The 22,425-nt window shown below is 69.6% G+C and carries 21 protein-coding genes; 3 read left to right on the top strand and 18 right to left on the bottom strand.

Features of this window, described 5'->3' with window-relative positions; genetic code table 11:
- Positions 1 to 30 precede the first annotated feature (30 nt).
- Positions 31 to 894: a type IV toxin-antitoxin system AbiEi family antitoxin gene (locus JOF29_RS16010; protein WP_209694985.1), complete on the top strand. Its 864-nt coding sequence runs from the start codon at positions 31 to 33 to the stop codon at positions 892 to 894.
- 423 nt (positions 895 to 1,317) lie between these two features.
- Here the strand turns inward: JOF29_RS16010 and JOF29_RS44520 are convergent, their stop codons facing one another.
- The 3 genes from JOF29_RS44520 to JOF29_RS15995 form a co-directional block, all read right to left on the bottom strand.
- The gene (locus JOF29_RS44520) at positions 1,318 to 1,647 is read right to left on the bottom strand and encodes a GrpB family protein (protein WP_209694984.1); all 330 of its coding nucleotides are present in this window, start codon (positions 1,645 to 1,647) and stop codon (positions 1,318 to 1,320) included.
- Between the two features lie 80 nt (positions 1,648 to 1,727).
- On the bottom strand, positions 1,728 to 2,537 hold the full coding sequence (locus JOF29_RS16000; protein ID WP_209694983.1) for a hypothetical protein: 810 nt from the start codon (positions 2,535 to 2,537) through the stop codon (positions 1,728 to 1,730).
- Between the two features lies 1 nt (position 2,538).
- Complete coding sequence (locus tag JOF29_RS15995; RefSeq protein WP_209694982.1) at positions 2,539 to 3,120, bottom strand: papain-like cysteine protease family protein; 582 nt, start codon at positions 3,118 to 3,120, stop codon at positions 2,539 to 2,541.
- Positions 3,121 to 3,306: 186 nt separating this feature from the next.
- Here JOF29_RS15995 and JOF29_RS15990 point away from each other — a divergent pair, with 186 nt between their 5' ends.
- A complete protein-coding gene (locus JOF29_RS15990; RefSeq protein ID WP_209694981.1) occupies positions 3,307 to 4,209 on the top strand; it encodes a hypothetical protein in 903 nt (300 codons plus the stop codon).
- Here JOF29_RS15990 and JOF29_RS15985 read toward each other — a convergent pair.
- The 14 genes from JOF29_RS15985 to JOF29_RS15920 all read right to left on the bottom strand — a co-directional run bounded on the left by JOF29_RS15985 (position 4,206) and on the right by JOF29_RS15920 (position 17,581).
- Positions 4,206 to 4,922, bottom strand: coding sequence for a hypothetical protein (locus tag JOF29_RS15985; RefSeq protein WP_307863373.1), 717 nt, complete (start codon positions 4,920 to 4,922; stop codon positions 4,206 to 4,208). The genes JOF29_RS15990 and JOF29_RS15985 overlap by 4 nt on opposite strands.
- A 16-nt stretch (positions 4,923 to 4,938) precedes the next feature.
- Positions 4,939 to 5,097, bottom strand: coding sequence for a hypothetical protein (locus JOF29_RS15980; RefSeq protein ID WP_209694980.1), 159 nt, complete (start codon positions 5,095 to 5,097; stop codon positions 4,939 to 4,941).
- A gap of 88 nt (positions 5,098 to 5,185) precedes the next feature.
- On the bottom strand, positions 5,186 to 7,549 hold the full coding sequence (locus tag JOF29_RS15975; protein WP_372446293.1) for a RelA/SpoT family protein: 2,364 nt from the start codon (positions 7,547 to 7,549) through the stop codon (positions 5,186 to 5,188).
- A gap of 132 nt (positions 7,550 to 7,681) precedes the next feature.
- The gene (locus tag JOF29_RS15970; protein WP_209696156.1) at positions 7,682 to 8,221 is read right to left on the bottom strand and encodes an adenine phosphoribosyltransferase; all 540 of its coding nucleotides are present in this window, start codon (positions 8,219 to 8,221) and stop codon (positions 7,682 to 7,684) included.
- On the bottom strand, positions 8,221 to 9,408 hold the full coding sequence (gene secF / locus JOF29_RS15965; protein WP_209694979.1) for a protein translocase subunit SecF: 1,188 nt from the start codon (positions 9,406 to 9,408) through the stop codon (positions 8,221 to 8,223). Before secF ends, JOF29_RS15970 begins: the two co-directional genes overlap by 1 nt.
- On the bottom strand, positions 9,408 to 11,153 hold the full coding sequence (gene secD, locus JOF29_RS15960; RefSeq protein ID WP_372446292.1) for a protein translocase subunit SecD: 1,746 nt from the start codon (positions 11,151 to 11,153) through the stop codon (positions 9,408 to 9,410). Before secD ends, secF begins: the two co-directional genes overlap by 1 nt.
- A 95-nt stretch (positions 11,154 to 11,248) precedes the next feature.
- A complete protein-coding gene (yajC, locus tag JOF29_RS15955; protein ID WP_209694978.1) occupies positions 11,249 to 11,683 on the bottom strand; it encodes a preprotein translocase subunit YajC in 435 nt (144 codons plus the stop codon).
- A 227-nt stretch (positions 11,684 to 11,910) separates the two neighbouring features.
- Positions 11,911 to 12,963, bottom strand: coding sequence for a Holliday junction branch migration DNA helicase RuvB (gene ruvB / locus JOF29_RS15950; RefSeq protein WP_209694977.1), 1,053 nt, complete (start codon positions 12,961 to 12,963; stop codon positions 11,911 to 11,913).
- Between the two features lie 3 nt (positions 12,964 to 12,966).
- On the bottom strand, positions 12,967 to 13,569 hold the full coding sequence (gene ruvA, locus JOF29_RS15945) for a Holliday junction branch migration protein RuvA (RefSeq protein WP_209694976.1): 603 nt from the start codon (positions 13,567 to 13,569) through the stop codon (positions 12,967 to 12,969).
- A 22-nt stretch (positions 13,570 to 13,591) separates the two neighbouring features.
- Positions 13,592 to 14,188 carry a crossover junction endodeoxyribonuclease RuvC gene (gene ruvC / locus JOF29_RS15940; protein WP_209696154.1) on the bottom strand — a complete coding sequence of 199 codons (597 nt, stop codon included), beginning with the start codon at positions 14,186 to 14,188 and terminating at the stop codon, positions 13,592 to 13,594.
- A gap of 70 nt (positions 14,189 to 14,258) precedes the next feature.
- Entirely contained in the window at positions 14,259 to 15,416 is a 1,158-nt protein-coding gene (locus JOF29_RS15935; protein ID WP_209694975.1) for a GNAT family N-acetyltransferase, read from the bottom strand.
- Between the two features lie 10 nt (positions 15,417 to 15,426).
- Entirely contained in the window at positions 15,427 to 15,888 is a 462-nt protein-coding gene (locus JOF29_RS15930) for a hotdog fold domain-containing protein (RefSeq protein WP_209694974.1), read from the bottom strand.
- 9 nt (positions 15,889 to 15,897) lie between these two features.
- The gene (locus JOF29_RS15925; RefSeq protein WP_209694973.1) at positions 15,898 to 16,488 is read right to left on the bottom strand and encodes a dihydrofolate reductase family protein; all 591 of its coding nucleotides are present in this window, start codon (positions 16,486 to 16,488) and stop codon (positions 15,898 to 15,900) included.
- An 88-nt stretch (positions 16,489 to 16,576) separates the two neighbouring features.
- Positions 16,577 to 17,581 (bottom strand): helix-turn-helix domain-containing protein, encoded by a 1,005-nt coding sequence (locus tag JOF29_RS15920; RefSeq protein ID WP_209694972.1) that lies wholly within the window; start codon positions 17,579 to 17,581, stop codon positions 16,577 to 16,579.
- Between the two features lie 152 nt (positions 17,582 to 17,733).
- Here JOF29_RS15920 and JOF29_RS15915 point away from each other — a divergent pair, with 152 nt between their 5' ends.
- Positions 17,734 to 21,495 carry a S8 family peptidase gene (locus tag JOF29_RS15915; RefSeq protein ID WP_209694971.1) on the top strand — a complete coding sequence of 1,254 codons (3,762 nt, stop codon included), beginning with the start codon at positions 17,734 to 17,736 and terminating at the stop codon, positions 21,493 to 21,495.
- A 138-nt stretch (positions 21,496 to 21,633) separates the two neighbouring features.
- Here the strand turns inward: JOF29_RS15915 and JOF29_RS15910 are convergent, their stop codons facing one another.
- Complete coding sequence (locus JOF29_RS15910; RefSeq protein ID WP_209694970.1) at positions 21,634 to 22,395, bottom strand: YebC/PmpR family DNA-binding transcriptional regulator; 762 nt, start codon at positions 22,393 to 22,395, stop codon at positions 21,634 to 21,636.
- Positions 22,396 to 22,425: the final 30 nt, after the last annotated feature.

Raw genomic sequence — 22,425 nt, 5'->3', positions numbered from 1 at the left:
CCCACAACGGATCTCAGTCATCCTGATCCGATGCTCCCCGCTGACCTCCCCTACTACTGGAGCGGCCTCCCCTTCCGCCGCCACCAAGTAGGCCGCAAACTCAAATGGCTCCTTGGGCTGGGCGAGATTCGCCCGGTGCTGAAGGACGTGTACGTCGACGTCCGCATTCCTGATTCGCCGCAGCTGCGAGCCGACGCGCTGCGTCTGCTGACGCCGCCGGACGCGGTGGTGTGTGGCGCGGCCGCCGCGTGGCTGCACGGGCTCGACACGACCGCGCTCGGGCCTGCGGAGCTCATGGAAGCGCAGTGGACGCGCAAGGCGCGCGACGAGGTGGACGTGTACGGCCTACGCGCCACCAGCCCGATCGCGACCGCGGTCGAGATCGCGATGCGGCTCCACCGCCCGTTCGCCCTGTCCGCGGTGGACGCGTTCCTGAGGACCGGTAAGGCCGACCTGTTCGCCCTCCGGGCCGCGTCGGCCACGTACGAACAGCACGTCGGCTACCGCCAGGGCCAGGACATCCTGCGCTGGGCCGACCGCCGCGCGGCATCCCCCGCCGAGTCCTGGCTCCGCCTCCGTCTGATCGACGCCGGCTTCGGCCGCCCCGAACCGCAGGTCCGCGTGACAGGCAACGGTCGTACCTACTGGCTCGACGTCGGTTACCCGGAGCGGCCGGTCGACGGGCGGCGGCTGGGGCTGGAGTACGACAGTGACGCCTGGCACTCCTCCACCAAACAACAACTGAAAGACGAAACCCGCCGCACCGAACTCGACACCCTCGGCTGGCACATCATCCCCGTCCGCCGCCCCGACCTCTGGGGCTCCTACCCAGCCCTAGAACTAGCCGTCGGCAGCTTCCTCTGCCAACACCCGCGCCTCCCCCGCCGCTGGTAACACCCACCATGCCCGGCTCTTCTGTCCGCCGTGCGGGTGATGGTCGTGTCTGTCCGGTGTGCGGGTGATGGTCGTGCGGACTCGGGGTCGTGAGACAGGTTGTCGTGGGCTAGGACCTGGTATTGCCTGTCTCCTGTCACCAGTACCTGTCCCCGGCCCCCACCAACGCCCGGCGGCGGGCGGCGTCGCAGGGTCAGCAGGCCGGCGACCACGATCATCGTCGCGATGACGGTGGTGCCGAGGCGACCCGGACGCGTCGGTCCGGCTCCCGAGCCCTTCTTGCCGGCCGGCTGTCGCGCGGAGCGAGGCTGCTCGCCCGGGGTCACGCCGAGTCGTGGCGATTGGTTGGCCCCGTCAACCGCGAGTCGTGGATCCTGGCGGTGTTTGACCACCAATATCCACGACTCGACGACGCGGGTGCATTTAGGCGACGGTCCAGTTGGTTTGGGTGGACCAGGGTTCGGCGGAGCGCATGAGGAGGGTGGTGGCGGGGGCTTTGATTTGGCCGTCGTCGGTGAGGTTGGGGACCGACTGGGCCAGGCGTTGTTTGAAGGCGCCCCAGGCGTCGCGGGCGGCTGGGTCTGCGCGGAGGTAGTCGCGGAAGCGTAGGGCGAAGCGGGTGTGGTCGACTGCGAGTGCCCGGTCGCCGAGCGCAGCCTCAATGCGCTCGGCGAGGGCGGCGAACTCGGCCGGCCACCCCGGGTCGTACTCGACGACGGCAACGGCGGCACCCAGCTCGTCCGGAAAAGGCATTCCGCCATCGTGCCAACCGCCCGGTCCACCGCACCGAGGGGCTGGTACGGCGAACCGGGCGGAGCTTCAGCCCCGAACCTTCAGCGGCTGGAGCCGGACATCGTCGAGCCGGAGCCGTGCTCCGGCAGCCGCGAACGACGACGTACGAGGAGCACGAGTCCTACAGCAGCCCCTCCGCCCGCCGCCGCGATCGGGAGGACGAGGTCGTGGGTGGGCGCCGCCTGCGCGACCGCTACGGCAGCCGTTGACGATTGGGCGGTGTCATACCCGCCCGCGGTGCCCAGGTCGTTGTAGTGCGAGCCGGGCAGCTTGTCGGAGTACCGATGGGAGACCAGGTCCTGGTACGCCGCGATGCCAATCGGCTTGGACCCGATCGACTTCACCGCGGACGGATTCAGCGGCCGCACCTGGGTCGCCGTCAGCGCGTACCAAGCACCCAGCTGCGGCTCGGTGAAGAGCGTCGCACCACCCGCGGCAGCCACCATCCGCGACTCGGTGTTGCCAGAAGCAACATTCACCGCCTGCCATCCGCCATGACCGTCAGGAGTCGTGTAGACCGTCAACGACTTGCCACCCGCGGAGGCGCTCGTCGCCGCGTACCAGAACGTGGCAACCGGCGCCGACGCGTCCCGCACGAATGCGGCGTTCAGGGCGTAGATCGGATGCGTGTCCTGAGCAATCGTCGCTGCCGCTTTCGCCGTACCACCGGCCTTCCCGAGCAGACTCAGAGCGGTCGCCGACCGCGCCGCGGTAGTTGCCTTGGACAACTCGTTCGGCGCCACCGGCTGCGGACCGGCAGCGCCCGCGAGACCGGCACCGGCGACGGCGAAACCGAGGCCGGCGGCGAGTACGGCGGCGCCGCGGAGCAGGACGTTCTTCGGGCCGCGCATGTCAGGCTCCGATCCGGTACAGGGAGTGGGTCCAGGTGAACTGCGAGTTGGACTGGTACCAGCTGTACGTCGAGTAGTTGTACCGCTGGTCGTCCGGCCACGGGTCGTAGTACTCGATCGTCGAGTCCGAGGAGTCGTAGCCGATGATGTCCATCATGTGACCGCCGCCCGAGGTCCAGCCGATCCGCGTCATCACCGGGCGGCCGGCGGCGACCTCGGTGACGAGGGTGCCGAAGGCGAGCGTTCCGGAGACGTAGCTGCCGGTGCTGATCCCGATCGCCCGGAACGCGGTCTGGTCGTTGCCGAGGGTGGCCTGGTTGTTCGGGCAGGTGCCGTTCGTCGAGTAGCCGAAGGCGAGGTTGCAGAACTGGTTCTGGCTGTACGCGTAGCCGTAGAACGCGGCGATGCTGTTGCCACTCGCCGCCCAGCACCAGTTCGACTTCTGCTGGGACTGGCCGGTGACGTTCAGGTAGTAGCTGGACGGGGCGGCGGTGGCCGGCGGTGCGAGCGGTGCCAGCATGACGAGCCCGAGGATCGTGGCCAGAAGCAACGACCAGGAGCGGCTGGGGCGGAGCCTGCGCATGTGTCCTCCTTCGCGAGGTACTGCGTGCGTGATGGGCGGAGTCCATCGTCAGGAGGCGGCGGCGGTGCGGCAAGCGTTCGGCGAACGCCCGTACGGCGGTGTGAACGGCACGCTCGCGTGAACAGTGTGTGACTGGCCAGTGCCGGACGGTGGTGTGAACGTTTACACTTCCGCCAGGGAGGGCCCATGATGAAATCCGTCCAAGCATCGGTCCCTGCAGTGACTCCTGAGGCGTCGTTCGCGGACGCGCTCCGGCAGGCGATCGCCCGTCGCGGCCTGGCCCTGAACAGGATCCGCACGCACCTCGCGGACCGCGGCCTGCACGTCGGCGTGGCCACGCTCAGCACCTGGCAGAGCGGGCGCCGGGTCCCGCGGGAGGACTCGCTGGCGACCGTGACGGCGCTGGAGGAGCTCTTGGAGGTGCCGCCGGGCTGGCTGACCGTACGCATCCCGCCGCCGCGCACCGAGCCGGACACTCAGCCGTACGCCGTGGTGGACTACGCGGAGACCCTGACCCGGCTGCTCGACCGGCTCCGCCGGGACGCCCACGGGCGGTTGCGCAACGTCACGGTGCTCGAAGAGGTACAGGTCGGAGCGGAGCGGAACGCGCAGACGCGGCGAGTCTGCCAGAGCGTGGTCGCCGTACAGCCGGTCGATCGGTTGATCATCGCGCACCAGGGTGAGCCCGGGTGCGACGCCGAACGGCTCGCACTCCGCGCGCTGAGCGGCTGCCGCACCGGCCGGATCGCCCGCTCCCCCGAGGCGGGTGCGTTGCTCGGCGAACTGCTGCTCGACCGGGTGCTCGCGGTCGGCGAGACCGCCGTCGTACGGTACGAGATCGATGACCGCAACGGGCTGCCGGCCACGGACTACCAGCGGTTCAGCGAGTGGGGCGGGACGCACTACGTGCTGGAGGTCCAGTTCGACCGGTCCGCGCTACCGGTCCGCGTGTACGAGATCCGCCGCGGCCACACTCTCGGCCCCAACCTCGTCCACCGCGAACTGATGCTCACCCCCGACGCCCGCGTCCACGTCATCGAGCCGTCCGCGGCTCCGGGCACGGTCGGGATCGCCTGGGAGTGGGATTAGCTACGGAAGCCGGCGTGGACGTGGTCGTGGTGGGTGTTGTCGGAGAAGAACGCCGCGCCGGAGAGTTGATAGGGACCGCCAACGTTGTACGAGCCGAGGGAGTCGGCGGCACGCATGTACGACGTGACGAGTGACTGCGGCGTGGACGGGGACACGACCGCGTGGCCGTTGATCTGCCAGGTGTCGAACGCCCGTCCCCGCGGGTGATCGCTGGGCCGATTGGTGCCGAAGACATCCAGCGGATGGCCGGAGCGGATCACGCTGATGCCGATCCGGTACGTCTTCGCCAGCTCGAGCATCGTCGTCAGCACGCTGTCGTGCACCTGCCCCGACCGGATATCCGCAGCGGATGCCGGCGGCAACGTGATCTGCTGACTGGCCAGCACCTGCCGCGCCGCACTCGAAAGACCCGCAACCGGCGCCCCGGGCTGCGCCGGGTGGGTCGCAGTCACCCGCCACTTCCCCTGCGCCGATTTGCTCAGCCGTACGTCGACCGTAGTACCGCCAGTGATCAAACGGTTCGCTCTCATCGAGTACACCCGGCAAGGCACCAGCACGCTCGCCGAGTCGCTCAAGATGCCGCCGTACTGCGCGTCGATCACCTCGATCACCGCCCGCGTATCGGTCGGCTGCAACAGCTTCACCACCGCCGCGACAGCCGCCCGCTTCACCTGAGGCTCGATCTCCCCCGGCCCGGGCACCCAGGCGCGCACCGCCGGCAGCGCAACCCTAGGCGTAGGCGTAGCAATAGGCGTCGGCGTCCGAACCGGAGACGTAGGAGACGGCGACGCGGTGGACGGCGACGCGGTCAACGGCACAGCGCTGGACGGCGGAGCGGTGGACGAGGGAGACGGACTCGGGTGGTTCTGGGCCGACGAATCGCTGCACCCCGCCAGCAGCCCAGCACCCGCGATCAGAAATACACGGCGTCTCATAGTCGCAGTGTCCCCGCCCCCACAAACCGCGCAGGCGGGAACTACTGCGTGACGCGGTAGACGTCGAAGACGCCCTCGACCGATCTGACCGCCTTCAGCACGTGACCGAGGTGCGTCGGGTCGCCCATTTCGAAGGTGAAGCGGGACTTGGCGATCCGGTCGCGGGTGGTGGTCAGCGCCGCGGACAGGATGTTCACGTGGTAGTCGGACAGCACCCGGGTGATGTCCGACAGCAGGCGGGCACGGTCCAGGGCCTCGACCTGGATCGCGACCAGGAACACGGACTGGGCGGTCGGGGCCCATTCGACCTCGACGATCCGCTCGGGCTGGGTCTGCAGGTTCTCCACGTTCGCGCAGTCGGCACGGTGCACCGAGACGCCCGCACCACGCGTAACCCAGCCGATGATCTCGTCGCCCGGCACCGGCGTACAGCAGCGCGCCAGCTTCGACAGCACGTCGGTGGCGCCCTTGACGATGACACCCGCGTCGCCACGGGCCGTCCGCTTGCGCCGCTCGCGGCTCGCCGGGAGCCGGACGCCCTCGGACAGGTCCTCGGCCGCGCCCTCCTCCCCGCCGTACGTCTCGATCAGCCGCCGTACGACGGCCTGTGCGCTGACGTGCTGCTCGCCGACGGCGGCGTACAGCCCGGTGACGTCCGGATACCGCAGGGAGTTGGCGACCGCAGTCAGGGTCTCGTGGGACAGCAGGCGCTGCAGCGGCAGGCCCTCCTTGCGGAGCTGCTTCGCGATCGCGTCCTTGCCCTGCTCGATCGCCTCGTCGCGGCGCTCCTTGGAGAACCAGTGCTTGATCTTGTTCCGCGCGCGCGGGCTCTTGACGAACGTCAGCCAGTCGCGCGACGGCCCGGCGCCCTGCGCCTTCGAGGTGAAGACCTCGACGACGTCGCCGTTCTCCAGCGTGCTCTCCAGCGGCACCAGCCGGCCGTTGACGCGAGCACCGATACAGCGGTGCCCGACCTCGGTGTGCACGGCATAGGCAAAGTCGACCGGCGACGACCCGGTCGGCAGCGACATCACGTCACCTCGCGGGGTGAAGACATACACCTCGGCGTTGTTGATCTCGAAGCGCAGCGAGTCCAGGAACTCCGACGGGTCCGACGTCTCGCGCTGCCAGTCGACGAGCTGCCGCACCCAGGGCATGTCGTTCGGCCCGCCGATCTCGGCGCTCGTCGTGGCCGGCACCGCGGAGCTCGGGTCCTCCTTGTACTTCCAGTGCGCGGCGATGCCGTACTCCGCGCGCCGGTGCATCGAGAACGACCGGATCTGCAGCTCCACCGGCTTGCCCTGCGGGCCGATCACCGTGGTGTGCAGCGACTGGTACATGTTGAACTTCGGCATCGCGATGTAGTCCTTGAACCGGCCGGGGACCGGGTTCCAGCGCGCGTGCATGATGCCGAGGGCGGCGTAGCAGTCCCGGACCGAGTCGACCAGGACCCGGATGCCGACCAGGTCGTAGATGTCGCCGAACTCGCGACCACGGACGATCATCTTCTGGTAGATCGAGTAGTAGTGCTTCGGCCGGCCGGTGACGGTGGCCTTCACCTTGGCCGAGCGCAGGTCCTCGTGCACCTGGTCGATCACCGTCGCCAGGTACTCGTCGCGGGACGGCGCCCGCTCGGCGACCAGCCGGACGATCTCGTCGTACACCTTCGGGTGCAGGGTCGAGAACGCCAGGTCCTCGAGCTCCCACTTGATCGTGTTCATACCGAGGCGGTGCGCCAGCGGGGCGTAGATCTCCAGCGTCTCGCGGGCGATCCGCTCCTGCTTCTCCTGGCGCAGCGACCCGAGCGTCCGCATGTTGTGCAGCCGGTCGGACAGCTTGATCACCAGCACCCGGATGTCCTTGGACATCGCGACGACCATCTTGCGGATCGTCTCGGCCTGCGCGGACTCGCCGTACCGCACCTTGTCGAGCTTGGTGACGCCGTCGACGAGCATGGCGATCTCTTCGCCGAAGTCGCGGGTCAGGTCCTCCACCGTGTACGGCGTGTCCTCGACGGTGTCGTGCAGCAGCGCGGCGCACAGCGTGGTCGCGGTCATACCGAGCTCGGCGAGGATGGTCGCGACCGCGAGCGGATGCGTGATGTACGCGTCGCCGCTCTTCCGCATCTGGCCGGTGTGGTACTTCTCCGCGGTCCGGTAGGCGCGCTCGATCATCGCGAGGTCGGCCTTCGGGTGGGTCGCGCGGACCACCCGGAACAGCGGCTCGAGCATCGGTGCCCGGTTCGGGTGCCGGGTGCCGCCGAGGCGGGCGAGCCGGGCCCGGACCCGGGCCGGCGCGATCCGCGGCGGCTGGGTGGCAGGCGGCGGTGACGCCGGAGCCGGCCGCACCGGTGACGGCGCGCGCGGGGGCTCCTGCGGTACGGCGTTCGGCACCGCAGATGTCATCGCCGGGTCTTCGCCCACGTTTGTGTCCCTCCGCCGACAGGCCACCAGTCTAGAGGCCTTCGTCCAACCAGGCGGACCCGCCTGTGGACAACACGCCGGGTCACCCGACGGCTGCGGAGAGTGTATCGGTTATTACACCGTCAGCAGTGCGCTGACCTGCTCGCCCTCGAGACGCTTGCGGCCCGGCAGGAACGACAACTCCAGCAGCACCGCCGTACCGACGACCTCCGCGCCGCAGCGGCGGATCAGCCGCAGGCACGCCTCGACGGTCCCGCCGGTCGCGAGTACGTCGTCGATGACCAGCACCCGGTCCCCCGGCGCGAACGCGTCCTGGTGCACCTCGATGGTCGCCTCGCCGTACTCCAGCGCGTACGACTCCTCGTACGTCGGGGCCGGCAGCTTGCCCTTCTTCCGGACCGGGACGAACCCGGCGCCGAGGGCGAGCGCGACCGGGGCGGCGAGGATGAACCCGCGCGCCTCGATCCCGACCACCTTGTCGACCACCGGCCTGCCGTCGTCGTCGGTGCCGGCCGCGGCCAGCGCCTCCACCACCTGGCCGAAACCGGTGTGGTCGGCCAGCAGCGGGGTGATGTCCTTGAACACCACCCCGGGCTGCGGGTAGTCCGGGATGTCGCGGACACCGTCCGCGAGCACCTGCTCCAGTGAGCGCATCACTTACCGCGCTTCGAGCGCGGCTTGCGGGTCGGCTGCGGACGCCCGGCGGCCGCCGCCTTCATCGGCCGGGTCGACGCCGCCGGCGCGGAACCGGTCGCCCGGTCCGCCTTCCGCGGCGCGTCCTGGACGACCGAACGTGCCGCCGCGTCCGCCGGCGCACCGGCGGTCGCAGGCTCGGCCGGAGCCGCAGCCGCCTTCGCAGCCTGGACCTTCTTCGCCGCGACGCGCTTGCTCAGCGCCTGCATCGCGGGCTCCCGCTCCTTGAAGACCGCGAGCAACGACGGGGCGATGAAGATCGACGAGTACGCGCCGATCGCGATACCGACGAACAGCGCCAGCGACAGGTCCTTCAGCGGACCGGTGCCGAGCACAACGGTGCCGACGACCAGGATCGCGCCGACCGGCAGCAGTGCGGTGACCGTGGTGTTGATCGACCGGACCACGGTCTGGTTGACCGCCAGGTTGGTCGCGTCCGAGTACGTGAACCGGTTCGACCCGGTGATCCCCCGGGTGTTCTCGCGGACCTTGTCGTACACGACGACCGTGTCGTACAGCGAGTAACCGAGGATCGTCAGTACGCCGATGACCGTCGCCGGCGTGACGTCGAAACCGACCAGCGCATACACGCCGACCGTGATCGTGACGTCGTGCACCAGCGCGATGATCGCCGCCGCCGACGCCTTCGCCTCGCGGAAGTACAGCCAGATCACCGCGAACACCAGGACCAGGAACACGATCAGCGCCAGGACCGCCTTGTCGGCGATCTGCTTGCCCCAGGAGGCGCCGATCTGCTGCGACGTGACCTGCTCGGCCGGGATCCCGGCCTCCTTGCCGATCGCGTCCCGAACCCGGCCGATGTCGGTCTGGTCGAGCGGCTTGGTCTGGACCCGGACCTTCTGGTTGTTGATCGTGGTGACGACCGGGTCGCCGAGGCCCTTGGCGTTGGTGGCCTTCACGGTGTTGGTGAAGTCGTCGACCGTGCTGTTGGTGACCTTGACGTTCGCCTCGTACTCGACACCGCCGCGGAACTCGATACCGAGCGCCAGACCGCGGGCGAACAGGCCCGCCAGCGAGACGATGACCAGCACCGCCGAGAGGCTGAACCAGAACTTGCGGTGGCCGATGAAGTCGTACGAAACCTCGCCGCGGTGCAGCCTCGCACCGATCTGTCCGAGCTTCGACATCAGACCTCCCCTCCGACCGGCTTGCGCGACGACGGCGTCCGACGCGGCCGGGCCGACGGTTTCGTCTGTCCGGGTAGTCGCTCGACGCCGAGATGCTCCGGATCCAGGCCGGACAGCTTGTGCCCGTGGCCGAAGAAGTCGGTCCGGGCCAGCAACGTGACGACCGGCTTCGTGAACAGGAAGACCACGACCAGGTCGATCAGCGTGGTCAGGCCGAGGGTGAACGCGAAGCCGCGGACGCTGCCGATCGCGAGCACGTACAGCACGATCGCGGCCAGCAGCGAGATCGAGTCGGCCGCGATGATCGTGTGCTTCGCCCGCGCCCAGCCGGTCTCCACCGACGACCGCAGGCTGCGGCCTTCACGGACCTCGTCGCGGAGTCGTTCGAAGTAGATGATGAACGAGTCCGCGGTGATACCGACCGCGACGATCAGACCGGCGATACCGGCCAGGGTCAGCGTGAACCCGATCGCCTTGCCGAGCAGTATCACCAGGCTGCCGGTGAGGAGGCCGGCCGCGAGCAGCGACAGCACCACGACAAGGCCGAGGCCGCGGTAGTACAGGAAGCAGAAGATCACGACGAGCGCCAGACCGGCGATACCGGCCCAGATGCCGGCCGAGAGCTGGTCACCACCGAGCTGCGGCGACACCGTGTCGACCGAGGAGATCTCGAACTTGACCGGCAGCGAGCCGTACTTCAGCACGTTCGCCAGGTCGCGGGCGTCGGACTCGGTGAAGGTACCGGTGATCTGCGCCTGACCGCCCGGGATCGGGTTGTCGACGCTCGGGGTCGAGATGGTCACGCCGTCCAGGACGATCGCGAACAGGTTGTTGCCCTGGCCGCGCTGCGAGATCGCCGTGGTGGCCTTGAGGAACTTGTCGCCGCCCGGACCGGTGAACTTCAGGTTGACCTGCCACTGCAGACCGTTCTGCGGGATGCCGGCCGAGGCGTCCGACAGGTCGGTGCCCGCCATGATCGCCGGGCCGAGAAGGTACTTGTTCTGCCCGCTCTTGTCGCAGGAGAACAGCGGCTGCTTCGGGTCGTCGGACTGCTTGTCCTTGTCCGCGCACTTGAAGGCCGCGAACCGCGCCTGGGTGGCGGCGTCCGGCGTGTACTTCAACGGATCGGTGCTCGCGGCCGGGGTCGACGGCGTCGCGGGCGGCGTACTCGGCTTGGGCGTCGTACTCGCCTTCGGCGTCGGCGTCGGGGTGGCCTGACCCAGTGCGCTCGTCCAGGCCCGGCCCTTCGGCGTACCGGTCGGCTTGATCGTGGCGCTCGGCGTCACCTTCGTGCTCGGCTTCGGCGTCGCGCTCGGCGTCGGCGTGGTGCCGGGCTTCGGCGTCGTTGTCGGCGTCGGAGCCGGCGCGAGCGACTGCGCGCTGTACACGATCCGGAAGTACAGCAGGGCGGTCTGGCCGACCTGCGACACCAGGGATTCCTTCGTGGCACCCGGGACGGCGACGTTGATGATGTTCGACCCGGAGGTGGTGATGTCGGACTCCGCAACACCGGCGCCGTTGACCCGCTGGCCGATGATGTTCTTCGCCTCGTTCAACTGGTCCGCGGTGACCTTGCCGGTGCCGTCGATCGTCTTGGCGGTCAGCGTGATCGTGGTGCCACCGCGCAGGTCCAGACCGAGTTTGGGCTTCCAGGTCCTGGTCAGCGCCATGATCCCGAACAACAGAACGATGACCACCAGCAGGGTGATCAGGCTCCGCCCGGGGCGGGAAGTCGAAGTTGCCACGTCAGATTCAACCTTTGTGCTTCCGGGCGCGCCGTACCGTCACTGGATCTTTCACAGGACGCGGTACGACGCGCCGCAGGCCGTTGGGACGGAAATCAGTTCTCGGTGTGCGTCGGCGGCAGCTTCGGCGTGTCCTGCACCCTGCCGTCGGCCTTCTCACCGCCGGCGTCCGGTACGTCGACCTTCTCCGGAGTGATCGCCTCGTCCGCGGCGGCGGTGTCGTCGTCGGCGGCGTCCTCCTCCGGGATCACCCGGCCGACCGCGGCCTTCACGACCTGCACCAGCACGCCCTCGGAGATCTCCAGCGTGACGTAGTCGTCGTCCGTCTCCTCGACGATGCCGACCAGGCCGCTGGTGGTGATCACCTTGGTGCCGGGCGACAGCTTGGCGACGGTGTCCGCCTGGCGCTGGCGCTGCTTCTTCTGCGTGCGGCTCATGAACCAGATCATTCCGACGATCAGGATCAGCGGCAGCAGCAGCGTGAGGCCGCCACCACCGGAGGAGGCCATCGGTACGGCGAGGAGTTGCATCGGGTCTCAGAATCCTTCGTCGGGTCGGGTGTACGGGCGTCCGGCACGCTCTGCAGGAGCGCGCAGGTCGCAGCGGAACGGCCTGGAGGTCAGGCCACCGGGGAGTCTAACCCTGAGCGTCAACAACTACCGCATGACGCCGGGTCACGTTTGAGTTACTCGCTACGGAGTGTCTACGTTCCGGCGCCGGCAGTGGTTCCCGGCTGTTCAGTTCGGGGCTGGACTCCTCAGTCGTCGTCGGCGTCGAAGAGCGTGTCCGCGAAGGTCGCGCCCTTCGGCACCTTCAGGCCGATGTGCCGCCAGGCGGCGGGCGTCGCGACGCGGCCGCGCGGCGTCCGGGCCAGGTAGCCCGATCGGACCAGGAAAGGTTCCGCTACTTCCTCCACGGTCTCACGTTCTTCGCCGACCGCAACCGCCAGCGTGGAAAGACCGACCGGTCCGCCCCCGAACCGGCGGCAGAGCGCGTCCAGCACCGACCGGTCCAGCCGGTCCAGGCCCATCTTGTCGACCTCGTACAGATCGAGGGCCGCCTTCGACAGCGCCAGCGTGACGATCCCGTCCGCCCGGACCTCGGCGAAGTCGCGGACCCGGCGGAGCAGCCGGTTCGCGATCCGCGGCGTACCGCGGGACCGGGAGGCGATCTCGGTGGCGGCTTCGGGGGTGATGTCGACCTCGAGCAGCGCGGCCGAGCGGTTCACGATCTTCTCCAGCTCGGCGGCCTCGTAGAACTCCAGATGCCCGGTGAATCCGAACCGGTCCCGCAGCGGCCCCGGCAGCAGCCCGGCCCGGGTGGTGGCGCCGACCAGCGTGAACGGCGGGATCTCCAGCGGGATCGCGGTGGCGCCCGGGCCCTTGCCGACGATCACGTCGACCCGGAAGTCCTCCATCGCCATGTACAGCAGCTCTTCCGCGGGCCGGGACATCCGGTGGATCTCGTCCAGGAACAGGACCTCGCCCTCGCTCAGCCCGGACAGGATCGCGGCCAGATCGCCGGCGTGCTGGATCGCCGGACCGCTGGTGACACGCAGCGGCGCGGACATCTCGGCAGCGATGATCATCGCGAGCGTGGTCTTTCCGAGGCCTGGCGGCCCGGAGAGCAGCACGTGATCGGGCGTGCGGTTACGGCCGCGGGCCGCGTGCAGCACGAGTTCGAGCTGCTCGCTCACCCGTCGCTGACCGCCGAACTCGGCCAGCGAACGCGGCCGGAGCGCCGACTCGATCTTGCGTTCCTCGAGGTCCACCGCATCCGCGGAGACCAACGGGCGCACGTTGTCTTCCATCGGCTACGCCTTCGACAGCACGCGCAGCGCGGCACGCAGCAGGTCGGGAACGGACGGGCTCGGGTTGTCGGCGGCGAGCGGCGACACCGCGGTGACGGCGTCCTCGGCGTCGCGGGCGGACCAGCCGAGGCCGACCAGACCGGCCTGCACCTGCTCGCGCCAGGCCTCCTGCGCCTGCAGCGGCCGGCCTGTCACGGTCCTGGACGGCGCGCCGATCTTGTCCTTCAGCTCCAGCACGATCCGCTGCGCGCCCTTCTTGCCGATCCCCGGAACCTTCACGAGTACGGCGAGATCCTCGGTCGCGACCGCCTGCCGGAGCTGGTCCGGGCTGAGCACCGCGAGCGCGGCCTGGGCCAGCCGCGGGCCGACGCCGGATGCGGTCTGGAGCAGCTCGAACAGGTTCTTCGAGTCGTCGTCCGCGAACCCGTACAGCGTCAGCGAGTCCTCACGGACCACCATCGAGGTGGCGATCCGGGCCTCCTGCCCCGGGCGCAGACCCGCCAGCGTGCCGGGGTCGCAGTACACCTGCAGGCCCAAACCGCCGACCTCGACCACGGCGCAGTCGATCCCGATTGCCGCCACCGGTCCACGTACAAAGGCGATCATCGCCAACCTCCCGTTTCCATGCTCACCGCTTGCCCTGCTGGGTCGCCACCGCGGCCCGCAGCCTCGCCAGCTGCAGCCGGGACTGCGCCTGCGCGGCCGCTTCGAGGTTGGCCCGGCTGGTGGCGGCTTGCTGCAGTTTGCTCGCCACGCCGCCACGCCAGACCTGACAGATCGCCAGCGCCAGCGCGTCGGCGGCGTCGGCCGGCGTCGGACGCTCGCTGAGCTTGAGGATCCGGGTCACCATCGTGGTCACCTGTTCTTTGTCCGCGCGCCCGGATCCGGTGACCGCGGCCTTCACCTCGCTCGGCGTGTGCAGCGCGACCGGCAGCCCGCGCCGGGCGGCCACCACCATCGCCACGCCGGACGCCTGCGCGGTGCCCATCACGGTCCGCACGTTGTGCTGCGCGAACACCCGCTCGACCGCGACCGCGTCCGGCTGGTACTTCGCGATCCACTCGTCGAGCTCGGCCTCGATCCGGACCAGTCGCTTGGCCACGTCCAGCTCGGCCGGCGTCCGGATCACCCCGACGGCGATCATCACCGGCGGCTTCCCCGGCGTACCCTCGACGACGCCGAGGCCGCACCGGGTCAGTCCCGGGTCGACGCCGAGCACCCGCATGGCCACCTCCGAACGTTTGTTCGACAACCCTAGTCGGAGGCGTCCGGAGTCCCGAATCGACGCGCCGTCTTTAGAAGTAGTCGAGCATGTACGGCGCCGGGCCGCCGAACGCGAGGTCCAGCGTCGGGTCGAGCCCGACTCCCCCGGTGATCAGGCCCGCCCCGCGCAGGACCGCCGCCGGCGTACCGGCATACAGCGCGGCCAGTCCACGCGGGCCGACGCGGAGCGCGTCCGCCGATGGCTCGGCCGGCTTCAGTTCGGCGCCGCCGCCGGTGATCGACAGGTGCCAGTCGCCGGTGTTCGCCGGCAGCTCCGGGTCGTCGATCCGCAGGTCGACCTCCAGTACGGCGCCGTCCGGGTAGCCGCGTCCTGCCAGCGCCGCCGGGGCGTCGATCAGCCGGAGCATCCAGTGGTTGATCCGGGTATCGCCTTCGGCCTCGTGCTCGGCGAGCAGGTGGATCGGGTCGTACGGCGGGCAGTACGCGTGCACGGTCTTCGCGATCGACGATCCCGAGCCGACCGTGGCCCACAGCGCCCGCGCGGTCTCCTCCGAACCGGCGATCAGCTCGTCGACGGACAGCGCGCCGTCGGACCAGTTGTAGACGACGAAGCCGTCCTCGGCGACGTACGCGAACATGTCCTCGTCCTCGAGCCACGACTCGATCTCGGACCGCGGCCAGATCAGTGGACCGTTCGAACGCCGGTCCTCGTGCGCCTTCGACGCCAGCTCGAGGAACCGGTCCGCGTCGGCGACCCCGGCCCGGCGCACCGCCGTACCCCGGCCGCCGAGTGTCCGCAGATCGGCCGCCTGGAAGGAGAACTTGTACCGGCTGCCCGCGAACTCGTAGCCGAGGTGCCGGTAGAGGACCGTCGTCGCCGGATAGAGCCCGGTCAGCGGATACCCCTTCTCGACGCAGCGCTGCAGCACCCCGCGCATCAGCAGGCTACCGACCCCGCGACCGCGGTACTCCGGAGCGACGACGACGCCGGCCACGCCGCCCATCGGTACTCGCCGGCCGCCCCACCACTGCTCGAACGGCCAGATCCGTGCCGCCGCGACCAGCTCGTCACCGTCGACGACCCCAAGGATCCGCCGATCGTCGACGAACCTCCGTGCGTTCTCCTTCCACTTCTCCCGGTCACCACCCGGACCGAACGACCGGATCCGTACCTGCCACACCGAGTCCAGCTGTTCCTCGGCGACGTCCACCACCCGCAGCTCAGTCACGCCGGAGACCCTACGTCTTCTTGTCCGTCACCCACAGGTGAATTGTTCCCTCGACGACCACCGTCCCGTCGTCGCGGATCGCCTTGACCTTCACCGGTACGTCGGGACCCGCCGTCCAGGTCTCCGGATCGGTCTCCGCCGAGCAGGTCAGGTCGGACGTCGACCTGGCGAGGTACGCAACCTCCATACCCTTGGGCAACCACCGCTTCCCGGCCGGCACGGTCGCCTCCGCGAGCGCCCCCATCGCCGCCTCGAGACCGTTGCACACGGCAATCGCATGCACGGTCCCGATGTGGTTCAGCACCGCCCGCCGCTTCGGCAACGTCAGCGCCGCGTAGTTGGGGCTCACCTGCACGAACCGCGGCCGCACCGATCGGAAGTACGGCGCCTTCCAGGTGAATCCCCACGAGAACACCCTGGCCCTACCAGGCACCCCACGCAACCGCTCCCACAACCCCAGCACCTGGCTCATCCCGTTATGTTACTTGCGAGTCACATCTCCGTGAAGTGCCGGACAGTAAGTGAGTTCCTGGGTGCGGTTGTCGAAGGTGCGGGATTCGAGGAGTTCCAGATCGAAGTCGGCGGCGTCTTCGAAGACCGGCTCCACCCCGGTCTGGCCGGCTATCACCGGGAAGACCGTCACCTGGACACGATCGACCAGCCCGGCCGCCATCAGGGCGCGGTTCAGGGAGAGGCTGCCGTGGGAGCGCAGTGGTACGTCGGACTCCTCTTTCAGGCGGGCGATCAGTTCGACGGCGTCGCCGGTCGCGACGGTGGCGTCCGGCCAGTCGAGGGAGCCGTCGAGGGTTGCCGACAGCACCGTGGCCGGCATGCTGCGCATCCGCTCGAGCTCCGGGTCGAGTGACGCTACCTTGCTCGGGCCGATCATCTCCATCAGCTGCCGAAACGTATTCGCCCCGAACACCATCCGCTGCGCCTCGCCGTACAACGCCACCCGCCGCTCCAGGAACTCAGGCCCCTGCTTGCCCCAGTACGGTCCCCAGTCGGCGTTGTCGTACGACGCGAACCCGTCGAGGCTGGAGTAGACGTCGAAGGTGTAGGTGACGGTCATGTAGCTCTCCCTGAGCACTGGGGGCCGCCCCAATGGGCGGCCACTCACTCCTGCGTCGAACACCTCACCCCGAATTCGACACAGACCTTCAAGAGCGGCGGGTTACCCAGCCGCGTTCGGAGGCTTCCCAGCCGAGTTGCATACGGGAGGTGGAGCCGGTCAGGTCCATCAGGACGCGGAGGCGGCGCTGGACGGTTCGCCCGCTCATACCGAGCTGTTTGCCGACAGCATCGTCCGTGAGGCCGGTGAGCATCAGCGCGAGTACGGCGAGGTCCGCGTCGTCCGGACCCGCGGCCGCCTCCTCGACCGGACGGCCGGAGTCGCCGAGGCCGATGGGTACGGCGGACGACCAGATCGACTCGAAGAGGGCGACCAGCGACTGCACCAAACCGGCCGCCCGAATCACCAGAGCGGCGGTCTGGTAGCCGCGAACCGCGAGCGGCACCAGCGCGACCGTGCCGTCCGCGACGACCAGCTTGGTCGGTACCCGGTCCACGGTCCGTACCTGCGCATCCGACTCGATCGCATCGACGGCATCGCTCACCGTCCCAGGCGCCTCGAACGCGGACCGCTCGATCACCACCCGGAACCGGACTCCGCGCCCGAGCGCCTCCCCCTCGGCCTCGTTCTCCTGGCCGGACAGCGCCACCGGCCGGGCGTCCACGAACGCGCACACCTCGTGCCGCGCGGCCCGCTGGATCTGCAGGAAGCGGGACCGTACGGCGGTCGCGCCGAGCACCACCTCGACCAGGTCACCGATCGCGGCCTGGCCGAGGTCGCTGCGGAAGATCGCCGCCAGCCGGGCGACCGACGTCTCGGCGACCGACAACTCGTGCCGCCGCGAGTTGAGCAGCCCGTGCAACGCCACGTCCGGCGGTGCCGCGAACCACCGCGGCGCACCGTCGTCGGAAGGCACGGTCTCGACCAGCCCAAGCTTCGCCAGCGCGTCCAGTACCTCATGCACTTCGGCGGCAATCAGCCCCAGCCGAGCAGCCAGTACGCCGGTGGTCGCACCGCCGTCGACCACCAACGACCGGTACTGCGTTTCCTCGGCCGGGCTCAGGCCGAGCGCGGTCAGCTCGATGTCGTTCATCCGCGGGCGGCCCCTCTTGTCGAAAACACGTCACGGCGATTCTCCGCCGTCGTCATTCGTTCCTCCAGAGGTGACCGCGCTGACACCCTCTGTGCCAGTACCGTCCGTCCAAGCTTCCCCGGGCCTCGAGCCCGACGACCCTGGAGGTCCCCATGCGCCCGAGATGGCGTGATCCGGTGGCCGCAGCCGGCGTACTTCTGTGCGCCGCAACCGTCCTCTCCGCACCCGCGTCGGCGAGCAGTGCCGACAACCGCCCGATCGTCGGCTCCGCCAAGGCAGCCGCGGCCGGCCCGTCCGCGACCGTCACGCTGATCACCGGCGACCGGGCGCGGCTGACCCGCACCAGCGACGGGCAGCCCGTCGTACAGCTCCTGGCAGGCCCCGACGGCATCACGCCTGACTACGAGACATCCCGCACCGGTGACCGGGTGTACGTGTACCCGTCGTCGGCCGCCGGCGCATTGTCGGCCGGCCTCGTCGACCCCGAGTTCTTCGACGTGACCGGTCTGGTCGCCCAGGGGTACGACGACGCGCGCCAGCAGACCATCCCGGTGATCGCGCAGTACGGCGCCACCGCACGGACGGCGCTCGCCGCGACGCCCACCCCGACCGGCGCGACCGAGGCCGCGCGGGCGCTGCCCGCGGTCAGCTCGGTGGCCTACCCGGTCAGCAAGGAGCAGGCGCACGCCGCGTTCGCCGAGCTCACCAGCACCACGTCGCGGTCCGGGCGCGGGATCACGAAGCTCTGGCTGGACCGCGCACTGAAGCCGACCCTCGCGGACTCGACCGCGCAGGTCGGTGCGCCGGTCGCCTGGAAGGCCGGGCTCGACGGCACCGGTTCGACGGTCGCGGTCCTGGACACCGGCGTGGACGCCGGGCACCCGGACCTGGCCGGGAGGATCGCGCAGACGAAGGACTTCACCGGGTCGGCGTACGGGACCGACGACAAGATCGGCCACGGTACGCACGTCGCCTCGACGATCGCCGGCAGCGGCGCGGAGAGCCACGGCAAGGAGCGCGGCGTCGCTCCCGGGACCAGGCTGCTGGTCGGCAAGGTGCTCGGCGACGACGGCACCGGGTCCGAGTCGGAGATCATCGCCGGCATGCAGTGGGCGGTCGACAACAAGGCCGACGCGATCTCGATGAGCCTCGGCTCGCCGGTCCCCGCGACCACCTGTGACGACCCGATCGCGCAGGCCGTGACCCGCCTCTCGAACTCCAGCAGCAGCCTGTTCGTGATTGCCGCCGGCAACATGGGCGCCGGCCCGGGTACGGTCTCCAGCCCGGGCTGCGCGCCCGAAGCGCTGACCGTCGGCGCGGTCGACTCGAAGGACGCGACCGCGTACTTCTCCAGCCGCGGCCCGGTCGCCGGTACGCACGTCGAGAAGCCTGAGATCGCAGCACCCGGTGTCGCGATCCTCGCCGCCAACGCCGGCGGCCGCGGCGTCTACGCCTACCAGACGATGTCCGGTACGTCGATGGCGACGCCGCACGTCTCCGGTGCCGCCGCGATCGCCAAGCAGGCGAACCCGTCGCTGACCGGCGCGCAACTGAAGAACCTGCTCGTGTCGTCGGCCGACCCGAACATCCCGGGCGACGTACAGGAGGTCGGCGCCGGGCGGCTCGACATCGCCAGACTGCTGACCACGAAGGTCACCGGTCCGTCGTCGGTGTACGGCGGTACGTACGCGTGGCCGCAGACGGGAACCGCCGACAAGACCGTCGGCCTCACCTACACGAACAGCGGCTCGGTCCCGGTCTACCTCCGGCTGTCGGTGGAACACCTGACCGGCAACGACGGGCGCGCACTGAACGCCCCGGTCGTCCGGGTCCCGGAGCACATCGTCGTACCGGCGAAGTCGACCGCGACCGTGCCGGTGACCGTCCGGCCCGGACAGAAGCTGGCCCCGTCGGCGCTCGGTGACGTGACCGCGCGGATCGTTGCCACCAGCAACGGCCAGCGAGTGTCCACTTCGTTCAACCTGTACCTGCAGCCGGCCACGGTGTCGGTCAAGGTTTCGTTGATCGACCGCAACGGCAACGCCGCGACCGGTTCGTCGTCGGTCGATCTGATCAACACCGACATCGCGAGCGGTGAGCGGCGGTTCAACTCCGGCGCGGCCGAGCAGGTGTTCCAGGTACGGCCGGGGCGGTACTACCTCGGCGCCTACGCCCTGACGCCGCAGGCCGGCGCACCGAGCAGCGCGGCACCCGCATCGGTCAGCTACCTGGCCCGTCCGGAGCTGATGATCACCCGCGACACCGCAATCGTGCTGGACGCACGGCAGGCGCATCCGCTGACCGTCGCGACACAACGGCCCTCGCAGTTGCAGTCGACCACGCTGACCTTCGAGCGGCAGTGGCCGACGTCCTGGCTGCACAGCGGTTCGATGACCACGAACTCGCTCACCAAGGAGGTCTACGCGGACGTCACCGGGACGGTTGCCAAGGGCGACGGATCGTTCGAGTTCGGGCACTGGACACACCGGATCGCCCCGATCGTCTCCTCGATGCAGACCACCGACGGCCTCACCTTGACGCCCGCGGCGCCGCAGGCCGGTGTCAGCAACCTGGACGGCAAGGGCAGCGCCCAACTGGTCGACGGCGGTGCAGGCAGCGCAGCCGAACTGGCCAACGCCGGCGGCAAGGTCGCGCTGGTCCATCTCGCAGCCGGCGCCAGCGACTCCAGTGTTCAGACGACTGCGGCCAGGGCCGGCGTCAAGGCACTGCTGCTCTACCGCGACGACGCCTACAACTGGCTGCCGTCGGTGGGCTTCGCGCCGAACCCCCTCCCGGTCTACAGCCTGCCGAACACGCAGGGCGCCGCGCTGGCGGCGAAGCTCGCGGCTCGTGCCGTCACGCTGACCTGGTCGGCTTCGGCGAGTACGCCGTACGCCTACACGCTCGGCTTCTTCAACCTCAAGCAGCTGACCACGGCGCAGCGGCACAACGTCACGGACGAGTCGCTCGGCCGGATCACCGCGACGTACAACAGCATGGGTGCGAAGACGAACTTCGGGGACATGACCTCGGCGCTGCGGCCGACCGGTGTGGCGTTCGCGGTCGGCGGCATCGACCCGGTCGCGGTGCCGAGCGCGCGCACCGAGTACCTGACCGCGGACGGCACGTCGTGGTTCAAGTCGATCATCTCGAGCATGCCGTGGGGCGAGGTGATGAGCGACCGGTACCGCACCTTCAGGCCGGGGCAGAACGTCACGGACAGCTGGTACGGCGGCGTGGTCGCGCCGGGGGTCCGTGCCGGTACCGACGGCGCTCCGCAGCTGATCGCCGAACGTCAGGGCGAGCTGATGGGCTTCGCCCCGACGATGTGGGCGGACAGCGCAGGCCACTGGGCCGACCAGGGCGGCTTCGGCGACCTGGGCAACCTCGAGCTCAAGCGGAACGGCGTCTCGCTCGGCGACACCGGGTGGCCCGCGGGCGTGTTCACGGTCCCGGCCGACGACGCGGCGTACGAGCTGACGCTGAACACGACGAAGATCGGTGCGCCGGCGAAGATCTGGACGCGTTCGGTGTCGACGACCACGACGTGGGCGTTCCGTTCGCACCAGGAGCCGACCGTGTTCAGCCGCGCGCTGCCGCTGCTGATGCCGCGGCTGGGCCTGTCGGCCGACGGGCTCAAGACGGTCGCGGCCGGCGGCGTGACGATCCCGGCGCGCTTCGACGCCAACCCGGGGTACAACGCGGGCGCGCTGACCGCGGCGAAGGTCTGGACGTCCGTCGACAACGGCACCACCTGGACCGAGGGCAGCACGCGTCTCACCAGGACCGGTGCCGACCTGGTCGTGAACCACTCCGGTGACACCGGCAAGCAGGTCTCGCTACGTGTCGAGCTCACCGACTCGCACGGGGCGAAGGTCACACAGACCGTCACCGACGCGTACGCCGTTCGCTGAGCCAGCTGAACCGCCTGGCGCGGTGGGCCTGCCCGCCCGCCGCGTCAGGCGAACTTCAGTGTGATCGCGCCCGTCCGGCGCAGGACGTGCGGACGACCGCGGACGGGTTCACCGTGCGGGGTGCGTTGGGTGAGGTGATCAGCCGACCTCGGCCATGATTTCGTCGGAGACGTCGAAGTTGGCGTAGACGTTCTGGACGTCGTCGCTGTCCTCGAGAGCGTCGATCAGGCGGAAGATCTTGCCGGCGCCGTCGGCGTCCAGTTCCACCGTCATCGACGGGACGAACTGGACGTCGGCGGACTCGTAGTCGATGCCGGCGTCCTGCAGCGCGGTCCGGGCCGCGACCATGTCGGTGGCCTCGGTGACGACCTCCCAGGAGTCGCCGAGGTCGTTCACCTCGTCGGCGCCGGCCTCCAGGACGGCCTCCATCACGTCGTCCTCGGACAAGGACCTACCGTCCTGCTCCTTGTTCAGCACGATGACGCCCTTGCGGTTGAACAGGTACGCGACCGAGTTCGGGTCGGCGAGGGATCCGCCGTTCCGCGTCATCGCCGTACGGACGTCCGCGGCGGCCCGGTTCCGGTTGTCGGTGAGGCACTCGACCAGCATCGCCACGCCGTTCGGGCCGTACCCCTCGTACATGATCGTCTGGTACTCCGCGCCACCCGCCTCGGCACCGGAGCCGCGCTTGACCGCGCGGTCGATGTTGTCGTTCGGGACCGAGGTCTTCTTCGCCTTCTGGATGGCGTCGTACAGGGTCGGGTTCCCGCCAGGGTCACCGCCGCCCATCCGGGCGGCCACCTCGATGTTCTTGATCAGCTTCGCGAAGAGCTTGCCGCGCCTCGCGTCGATGACGGCCTTCTTGTGCTTCGTGGTGGCCCATTTGGAGTGGCCTGACATGGCGATCCAACCCTTCTTACCGCTGCGAAC

Source organism: Kribbella aluminosa (genome assembly GCF_017876295.1).
In the GTDB taxonomy this organism is placed as follows: Bacteria; Actinomycetota; Actinomycetes; order Propionibacteriales; family Kribbellaceae; genus Kribbella; species Kribbella aluminosa.
This window is presented reverse-complemented; position numbering and strand designations above follow the sequence as displayed.